Here is a 9,337-nt window from a genome sequence, read left to right as displayed (position 1 = left end):
ATCGCCGGTTGCACGGCCGTCCTGAAGCCCTCGCCGCTGACCCCCTGGACCTCGGCGCTGCTGGTGCAGGCGTTCGTCGACGCCGGGCTGCCCGCCGGCGTCCTCAACCTCGTCCAGGGCGACCGCGACCCCGGCGAGGCCCTGGTCTCCGACCCGCGCGTCGCCGGCATCTCCTTCACCGGCTCCCTGCCGGTCGGACAGGCCATCAACCGGGCCGGCGCGGGCCGGCTGATGCGCGCCCAGCTCGAACTGGGCGGCAAGAACGCGCTCATCGTCCTCGCCGACGCCGACCTCGACGCCGCCGCGGACGCCGTCATCCACGGCGCGTTCGGCCAGAGCGGCCAACGCTGCAGCGCCACCAGCCGCCTCATCGTGGACACATCCGTCCACGACGCACTCCTCAAGCGCCTCCTGCCCCGGGTCTCCGCCATGCGCATCGGCCCCGGCCACCAGAACTGGGCGGACATCGGCCCGGTGGTCAACGAAGAACGCCTACAAGCCTGCCTCACCGCCGTCCGCACCGCCGTCAACACCGGCGCCACGATCGCCTGCGGCGGCAACCAGGCAACCCTCGACACCCCCGGCCACTTCATGGAACCCACCATCCTGACCAACGTCGCCTGGGACAGCGAGATCGCCCAAGAAGAGGTCTTCGGCCCCGTCCTGTCCGTCATCGAATGCGACGGCTACGACGACGCCATGCGCATCTCCAACTCCGTCAAATACGGAATGTCCGGCACCGTCTTCACCCGAAACCCCGCCCTGATGTTCCAGGCCCTCCAGGACTTCCAAGCGGGCATGCTCCACGTCAACCGCCCCGGCGTCGGCGCCTACTCCCACCTGCCTCACATGGGCGCCAAGGCCTCACAACTCGGCGCCCCCGAATGCTCCCCGGACGTATGGAACTTCTACACCGACCTACGCTCCGCCTGCATCCGATACTGACACCCCGACCCCCGCCGACCTGCCCCGGCCGTCACCCGGGCCACTCCGAGACAGCACCCACCAACGCCACGAACGCCTCCTCCGACGGCGTGAGCACCCGATCCGACCGCCTCACCAACGACACCGTCCGCACCGGCGGAGCCGGCACAACCGTCAACGCCGCGAGCATCCCCGCCTCCGTCTCCTGACGAATAACATGCTCCGACACCACCGCCAGACCAAGCCCCCGCGAAACCGCCTGCTTCAACGTGTCCGTCCCCCACATGTCCCACTGCTCGGCACGCTCCAACCCCCACATCCGCAACGCGGACTCCTGAAGCCGACGGGTCGCGGAACCGGCCTCACGCACCAAGAACCGCTGATCCGCCAAATCGGCAGGCGTCAGAGCCCGACCGATCAACGCCGAACCCGGCTCCGCCACCAACACCATCGCCTCCTCGAACATGCCCTGCGCGACAAGCTGTTCATCCCTCGGCGTACCGGCACACAACCCCAACGCGACCTCACCCCGCAACAACCACGACTCCACCGCCTCCTCGTTCCCCACCCGGATCTCACACGAGACCTTCGGAGCCCGCAAAGCGAACTCGGACACCAACAACGGCAACAGATACGTACCCAGCGTCGTCGTCCCCGCCAACACCAACCGACCCGCACCCAGCCCCCGATACTCGGCGACCGCGAGCTCCAACTCCTCCAGAACCCCGAAAATCCGGCGAGCGTGCTCAACCACGATCTCCCCCGCCGACGTGGGCCGGGCACCCTGACTCGTACGGTGAACAAGCTGAACCCCGAGCGACCGCTCCAGATTCCGCATGTGATTCGACACCGCCGGCTGACTGGTGAACAACGACTTCGCCGCCCCCGAAAACCCTCCGGACTCGATCACCTTCGCCAACACTTCCAACTGGATCAACGTCACCATGCGCCACACCTCCACCGCACGCAGCCACCAGACCCCCGACACCAGCCCGAAACGGACAACACCGGAACAGGAATCCACACCCACCCATCGAACGCGGACTCCAGCACCGACGCAAGGCCCAACCGGCCGCGGACGTCGACGGCGGGGCCCGTCCGGTTTGTCGCCGGACGGGCCCCGCCGTCACGTTCTCCGTCGGTCGCCGGGCTCGGATCGCGAGACGAACGCGACCCCGGCCGGAGCGCCGGGTCAGGGCGCCTTTCGGTGGGCCCGGCGGGTGGCCGCCCTCGCGCGGCGGTGGAAGAGGAGGAGGAGCCCGCCGATGAGCAGCACGCTACCGGCGGCGAGGACGAGCGGTGTGCGGTTGGAGGCGCCGGTCTCGGCCAGGGGGCGGACGTCGTTGTCCGTGTCCGTGTCCGTATCCGTCGCCGCCTGGACGTCGTCCGCAGGCCCGGACGTGGGTCCGGGCGCTGCCGATCCGGTCGCTGCCGGTTCGGCCACCGCCGGCCCGGTCACTGCCGGGCCGGTCGCGGTGGCCGGGGCGGGCGTCTTCGCCGCCGGCGTCCCGACCGCCGACCCCGATGCCGAGGGCCGGGCGGACGGGGCCGACGTCACGGGTTCCGGGGACGTGGCGGGGGCCGGCTTGGTAGGAGCCGGCACGGCCGAGGACGGTACGGGCTGCGGGGATGTGGCGAGGGCCGTCGGGTTGCCGGAGGCCCGGGAGAGGGGGGTGATGGAGATGTCGTCGTAGTAGATGACCACGGGCGGCGTCCCGCCGTTCACGTAGCCCTTCTCGGCCTTCCAGTTCGGCCGGTACAGGCCGATCTTGTGGTACGGGACCGTGTCGCGGTGCGGGGCATTCGTGGTCTGGCTGTAGCTGTTGGGGCCCTCGTGGGATCCGACCTGAGCGCCGTCGAGCCTGGCGGTGATGGAGCCGGGCGTGGTCTCGGTGGACCAGGTGATGTCGAAGGACCACTGATTCCAGTGTCCGAGCCGCACGGGGCCGAGGTCGTACCTGATCTCGTTCAGGGGCCCCGAGCCCACTGTCCAGTTGACGAGCATCAACCACCGGTCCGCCTTGACCGCGAGGAGGACCGCGGGGGCGGTGCCCGCCCCGCCGTGCCACTGGGACACGATGGTCTGGGCCCCGAAGGAGATCCAGTCCTGCGGCAGGTAGTTGGAGAAGGTGTAGCGGTAGCTGCCGTACGGCAGGCGGCTGGTGGCTATCTCGGTGCGGTAGGAGTTTCCCTGGTCGGGCATGGTGAACCGGGCGGCCTTGCCGGCGTGACCACCCGGTGCCGCCACGACGTCCACCGCGCCCTTGCCGTCGATGCCCTTGCGGGGCCACACGCTGGTGTTGCCGGACTCGAAACCGTCCCCGAACGGGATGGCGGTGGACTCCGCGGCCGCGGTGGGGCCTACGGACACTCCTCCCACCGCCAGTACGGCAGCCAGAAGTACGCCGGCCAGACGGCTGCGGCTGTGACGCTGGGACATGGACCATCCTTGGAGCTGGGGAGTGGCGGCGCTCTTGCGATGTGGTGGTCGACGACGAGCGCTGGAGCGGATTCACACGCCGGCTCGCTCGCGCACGTCTGGTTCGGTCAGAGCCGGTCGGCAGTAACGAGAGCCCTCCCCGCCTCGCCGTCCCGGACCGTTGCCAACGTGTTATCGACGGCCGCTTCTCCCGCTACGCCACCCGGGGCCGCGCCGAAGGCAGCCGGCCCGCCACCGGTCCGACAACCGTGCCGAACGCACCCGAGTGGATCGCCGACGTCCGTCCCACCCCGCCGCACCGCCTCCGTGCGTCCGGACCGGACGGGGACGACAACACGGCCCACCCCGCCCCGCCACACGCGCGGCCTCAGGTGTCCTTGCCGCGCAGTGCGGCCCGGGTCGTCCTCAACTTGCGCAACACTGCCGCGACATGGTGCTCGGCGGTGCGCGGGGAGACGAACAGCGCGGCGGCGATGTCGCGGTTCCCCACACCTGCGGCGAGCAGCGCGGCCACCTCGCGCTCGCGCGGTGACAGCTCGTCCCCGTACCCCGTGCGCCCCCGCGGGTTGGTGGGGACGGGGCCGAGCGTCCGCAGCTGTCGGCGGCAGCGCGAGCCGTCGCTGGTCGCGCCGAGCGCGTCGAACGCAGCCAAGACGCGGCCGAACCGGGCCCGGCCGTCCCAGGGGTCAACGGCGGCCAGGGCCAGTGCCGCCCGTTCCGCGGCGAGCGCCGCCTCGTACGGCCGGCCGACGGCCTCCCAGCGACCGCCGGCCCGGTCGAAGGCCTCGAACGCGGCGCCGGGATCGTGCTCGGCGAGCACCAGGCCGCGGCACAGGTCCTGCTCGGCCTCCGCTCCTGGGCACTCCCCGTCGCGGATGCCGTCGGCGTGTTCCTCCAGCAGCGTCCGGGCACCGGTCCGGTCGCCGAGCGCCAAGGCGGCCTCGACGGCCGCCGGCAGAACTCCGAAGGCGAAGGGCCACAACCTCCTGGCACGCACGCTGTCCAGGGCACCGGCCAGCGAGGCCCGGGCCGCGCCGGCGTCCCCCCGGGCGAGGTGGAGCCGGGCCGTCCCGGCGGCCGCGCCGAGGGCCAGGCTGCTCGTCGGATCGTGGGCCACCACACGTTCGAAGAGCGCAGCGGCCCGTGACGCCTGTCCGCGGGCCGCTGCTATCACGCCCTGGGCGGTTCCCAGCAGTCCGGTGTCGGTCAGCGGGCTGTCGCGGAACCTGACGCGGTAGGCCGCCAGCTCCGCGTCCCAACGCTCCCAGTGCCCGCCGGTCCAGGTGAGCAGGAGCCGGTACGACTCGCCGTAGGCCGCCAGCGCGGTGAAGTGGATGCGCTCGCTGATGGCGAGCGACTCCTCGTTCCAGGTCGGCGCCCGCCGGTCGAGCCCGACGAAGACGGCGGCCTCGGCGGCACCCGACAGGGCGATCGCGGTGGCCCGCAGCACCCGCGAGTCGTCGTCGACCCGCGGCAGCGCGGCGAGGAGGGAGGGGATGCGCGGGTCCGCCGAGCCGAGCAGCAGGGTGATCTGGTTGGCGCGGACGACCGCGTGGGCCAGCCGGTCCGGCGTCCGCTCCAGCAGGCGCAGAGCGCGCGCCATCCAGGCCGTGCGCTCCTCCGCCGAGGCCGCGCCGGTGTCGGAGACGGCCAGCACGGACATGTTCCTGGCCGCGAGCGCGGGATTGACCTCCTCCAGTTCGAGCGCCGCCTTCTCCATCTCGTCCCGGCCGACCGGGTCACCGGCCTGGTTGAGCAGCACGTTGGCCAGGTGCGACCTGATCTCGCCGCCCACGGCCGACGGCAGGCCCGGGGTGGCGAGGATCCGGCGCAGGGTGCTCACCGACCCCGGTGCGTCGATGCTGAACTGCACGGTGCCCGCGAGCGCCAGTGCGGTCTCCCCGAGCCGCTCGGTGGCGAGCCCCGGCTGGTCGAGGACCTGCCGCAGCAGCGTCACCGCGGTGCCGATGTCGCCGACCTCGGCCGCCTGGTCCGCCGCCGCGCGGGCCTCGGTGATCCAGGTGTCGTCCCCGAGCGCGCGGGTGTGGTGCGCGATCTGGACGAGCGGCGGCGGGTCCTGCTCGCGCAGCACCGCCAGGACCCGCCGGTGGGCACGGATGCGCACCGGCCCCGGGAGCATGTCGTACACCGCCTGCCGGGCCAGCGCGTGCCCGAACCCGTAGGCGTCCGGCCCTCGTTCACGCAGGACAGCGGCGTCCAGCGCCGCCAGCAGTGCCTCGTGCGCCCGTTCCTCGTCCAGACCCGCGATGGCTCCGAGGACGCCTGCTCCCCCCGGGACTGCGAGCACCGCGGCCCCCCGGACCAGGGCCGTCGCGTCCGGCCCGAGCAGGCCGATCCGCGCGGCGAGCAGCTCGCGCAGGCTCCGGGGCACCCGCAGCTCCGTCTCTCCGTCGGCGCCCGCGGCCGGATCACGGCCGGCGAGAGTGATCAGGTCCTCCTCCAGGACGAGCGGCAGTCCCTCGCTGCGTTCGGCCAGGAGGTGCACGACGGACGCGGTGGCGCCCTGGCCGAGGACGGAGCGGGCGAGCGTCCCCATGGCTTCCCGCCCCAGGGGCAACAGGCTGAGCTCGGCGCCGGCGGTGCCCGGTTGACGCCGCAGCGCCGACCCCAGGACCGGCGCGCCCGACGGAAGGTCCTCACCACGGTAGGTGAGCACCAGTGCCGTGTCCGCCGGCAGCCCGCCCGCCAGCAGGACCAGCAGTTCCTGCGTGGCCTCGTCCGCCCAGTGCACGTCCTCGACCACCAGCACCACCGGAGCGACCGCCGCCAGCAGGGCCCGCACCGCTCCGGCCACCAGGTGGCGCTGCCCCGACGGTCCGGGGACCTCCACCGGCGTCGGCGGGAGCCGCCCGGCCAGGCCCGGCAGCAGCGGTCCGAGCACGCCCACGGCGGGGTCGATGGCAGCGTTCGCGGGGAGCTGCGGGCCGAGCGCGCCCAGGGCATCCACGACCGGCCCGTAGGGCAGGGGCTCGCGCAGCGGGTGGCACGCGCCGGTGACGACGGTGACACCGTCCGCCCGGAGGGCCGCGGACGCCTCGGTGACCAACCGCGACTTGCCGATCCCGGCCTCGCCCTCGACGAGGACGACCGTCGGCGGCGCCGACAGTGCTCCGAGCAGCGCCCGGAACTCGCGGTCCCGTCCGACGAAGGGCAGATCACCCGCCCGGGCTCCGCTCTGTACGGGTTCCGGTTCCGCGCCCCGTGAAGCCACCACACGCTCCGATCCGCCGCTGCCCGTGCCGGAGGGGCCGGAGCCGGGCGATGCAACCGTCTGCCGTACGACCAGCCTATGCGGTGGCGGCCGGGCGGGCCTCGACAGGCAGGCCGGCCCGAACGTATGGGTTCGACAGCCCGTGGCGGGGACCACGACGACCGCCGACAGCCGCGACATTCCCACCCTCGCCGGGGGGTGACGGTGGCAACCCACCCGCGCATGCCGGGCATCCGCCGCACCGGGCACGGCTGGCGTGCGCCACGCATGGAACGGCGGCCGGATCGAGGCGGACCGGCTGCGGGCCGCACCGGCCGCTGCCGTTCCCCGGACCGCCGCCGACCGGGACCGGGACGCGCGCCCGGGGCTCCGGTTGTCCATGGCAGGGCCGGGCGCGAGGGAGGGGCGGGGGCGGGTCGGCCCCCGCCCGCTCCGCTCAGCCGAGGGCGGAGCCCCCGGGACAGGCGAGCCGACGGTGTTCGAGGACCGCGGCGAAGGCGTAGGCGCCACCTCCCGCAAGGGTGAGGACCCAGTAGAGCCCGGGGGTGTGGAGCGAGAGTGCCGCGGTGGAGACCAGGGCGAGCCAGACGCCGAGGGCGTAGTGCAGCACGTTGCGGCGTACCGCGCCTTCGGCGAGGTAGAGCAGGCCGACGACGAATCCGGAGCCGGTGGGCCAGAGGACGTCCGGGAGCTCCGGTGTGTCGAGCGCGGAGGTGAGGCCGGTGACGGCGAGGGCCAGGGCGGTGAAGGCCGCGATCCAGGCAGCGCCGAGCAGTCTGCCGGCGAGGACGTCCGGCGCCGGCGCGCCGCGCTGGGCCCGTACGGCTGCGGCGGTGGCGGAGACGACGCCGACCGCGAGCCCGCTTCCGAGAAGCATCACCGGCAACCAGCCGGGCAGGTCCACCAAGGGGTCCTCCCCCTCGGACACTGCGGCGGTGCCGTGGCCGAGCAGGTAGGCGAGTCCGAAGCTGACGTAGGACGCGCGGTTGTCGACGTCGCGCGGGCGAGAGGTCGGACGGGCCTGGGACGTGGGCGGCGAGAGGGTGGTGTGGCTGGACATCGTGGATGGCCTCCGGAGTGCTTGGCAGATGCGTGTGCGGGTCGAGGAGGGTGGTGGGCCGGGTTTCGCCGGCCGTCACCGTGCCCGCCGCGGCGTGTCGTGATGCGGTGTCAGGCGGGCTGTTCGGCGCGCGCCTTGAGGTGGTCGAGCCAGTTCTCCAGGGAGGTCCTCAGGGCTGCGGCGAGTTCCTCGACCGCACGGTCGACGGGGTCACCGCTCCAGAACTCCTCGGTGCGGACGACGACACCGGCGTCGGTCTGTTCGAAGGTCCACACATGGATGCCGACGATGCCCTCGACGATTCCGTCCCAGACGATCCGCCGGCCGGGGACGAGTTCGCGGATGGTGGAGGTGATGTTCATCCCGTGGGTGAGCCAGGTGAAGCTGTCGCCGACCAAGGGCGGGCCGCCGAGCCGGGCCCGGTCGATGCCGGCGTTCCAGGCCGGCCAGTCGTCGAGGTCGGTGTGCAGAGACCAGACGGTGTCGAGGGAGGCGTCGATCGTCCTCGTCAGGCTGACGACGACGGGGGCGGTGGTGTCGATGGCGTGCATGGGGTGTCCTTGTCGGTTCTCGGGGCGGTTCGGGTGGGCCGGGGTTCTCGATCAGGTGGCCGGTGAGCGGTGGGGCGCCTCCGGCGGCGGCCGAGCGGGTCGGCCGCCCGGCCGCCGGACCGTGGGCGTCGATCTGCCGTCCGGTCTCCGGTCCGACAGTCCGGCACCGGTACGGATCTGCGGCAGCGCGACGTTCACGAGCGAAGTGGCGAGCATCGCGGTACGCTGCGCCGCGACCAGGGCCTCGCGTGCGGTCCCCGCGCGGGATGTGGAACGGACTGCCCGGTCCTGCGTGCGTCCAAGGTTCATGGCGCACAGCTTCGCGTCGGGCAGTGTCCACTCTCCATGCCCGGCAGCGGATATGACTGTCCGATTCTGTCCGCTCCTGTCCGCCCGGCCAGGCCGCAGTCCTGCGCGGGCACCGCTCCGGCGCGTACGTCGGCACGTCCCCACTCCGCCGCCACGCCCCCTCCGACGGCGGCCCCCGCGCTGCGTGTGCGCGTCCTGCCGGCTGCTCACCAGCACGTAAATCAACAGAGGACGACAGGGCGGAGGATCGGGCCGGACCACACTGCGCGAATCGGGTGAATGGAGTAACCAAACGATGAGGGAGGTTAGTTGGAGCGTAGAGCCGAGGTGATGATTCCGTGCCCAAAAGGCTCACTCATCGGCGAATCGGACAGAACCCTTGACACAACCGAACAGCCCTCCAAAACTCTCCCTCACCCCGATTGTTTGCGCGAACATCAGCAACGGACGTGCTGTCGCCGGCCATTCGGGCCACCCCCCACCCACGATGCGCCCGCGACCGCCTCCCGCATGCCGCCTCGGACGGACGGCAGTCCGGCACGGCCACCCGGCGTACGGCCGATCCCCTCGGCCGGCGCCGCCGCCGTGCCCGCGGGCGGCCCGCAGGCGCATCGGCCGACGAAAGGCAAAAGTCGAAATGCTGCGTTTGAGAACGGCTGTCGGCGGTGCCGTCCTGGCCGTGTGCGTCTCCCTGGTCCAGGGCGCCGGGCAGGCCGAGGCGGCCGCCGTGACCGTCGTCAACGGGACCCAGTTCGCGGACACCGCGGGCAATCCGCTGCACGCCCACGGCGGCGGTGTGATCAAGGTCGGTCGGTACTACT

At 72.7% G+C, this 9,337-nt stretch carries 6 protein-coding genes and 1 pseudogene; 2 read left to right on the top strand and 5 right to left on the bottom strand.

Annotated features, from left to right (window positions below):
- Positions 1-945, top strand: a 945-nt coding sequence (locus PUR61_RS15990; RefSeq protein ID WP_329879514.1) for an aldehyde dehydrogenase family protein, incomplete at its 5' end; no start/stop codon positions are given.
- Between the two features lie 31 nt (positions 946-976).
- Here the strand turns inward: PUR61_RS15990 and PUR61_RS15985 are convergent.
- The 5 genes from PUR61_RS15985 to PUR61_RS15965 form a co-directional block, all read right to left on the bottom strand.
- A complete protein-coding gene (locus PUR61_RS15985) occupies positions 977-1,870 on the bottom strand; it encodes a LysR family transcriptional regulator (protein ID WP_329879513.1) in 894 nt (297 codons plus the stop codon).
- Between the two features lie 246 nt (positions 1,871-2,116).
- Positions 2,117-3,364: a polysaccharide lyase gene (locus PUR61_RS15980; protein WP_329879512.1), complete on the bottom strand. Its 1,248-nt coding sequence runs from the start codon at positions 3,362-3,364 to the stop codon at positions 2,117-2,119.
- Positions 3,365-3,731: 367 nt separating this feature from the next.
- Entirely contained in the window at positions 3,732-6,596 is a 2,865-nt protein-coding gene (locus tag PUR61_RS15975) for an ATP-binding protein (protein ID WP_329879511.1), read from the bottom strand.
- Between the two features lie 436 nt (positions 6,597-7,032).
- Positions 7,033-7,656, bottom strand: coding sequence for an ABC transporter permease (locus PUR61_RS15970; RefSeq protein WP_329879510.1), 624 nt, complete (start codon positions 7,654-7,656; stop codon positions 7,033-7,035).
- A gap of 110 nt (positions 7,657-7,766) precedes the next feature.
- A complete protein-coding gene (locus PUR61_RS15965) occupies positions 7,767-8,207 on the bottom strand; it encodes an SRPBCC family protein (protein WP_329879509.1) in 441 nt (146 codons plus the stop codon).
- 946 nt (positions 8,208-9,153) lie between these two features.
- Here PUR61_RS15965 and PUR61_RS15960 point away from each other — a divergent pair.
- Positions 9,154-9,337: pseudogene (locus PUR61_RS15960) on the top strand (beta-xylosidase); the annotation flags it as partial.

This window comes from Streptomyces sp. BE20, assembly GCF_036322525.1.
Classification (GTDB): Bacteria; Actinomycetota; Actinomycetes; order Streptomycetales; family Streptomycetaceae; genus Kitasatospora.
This window is presented reverse-complemented; position numbering and strand designations above follow the sequence as displayed.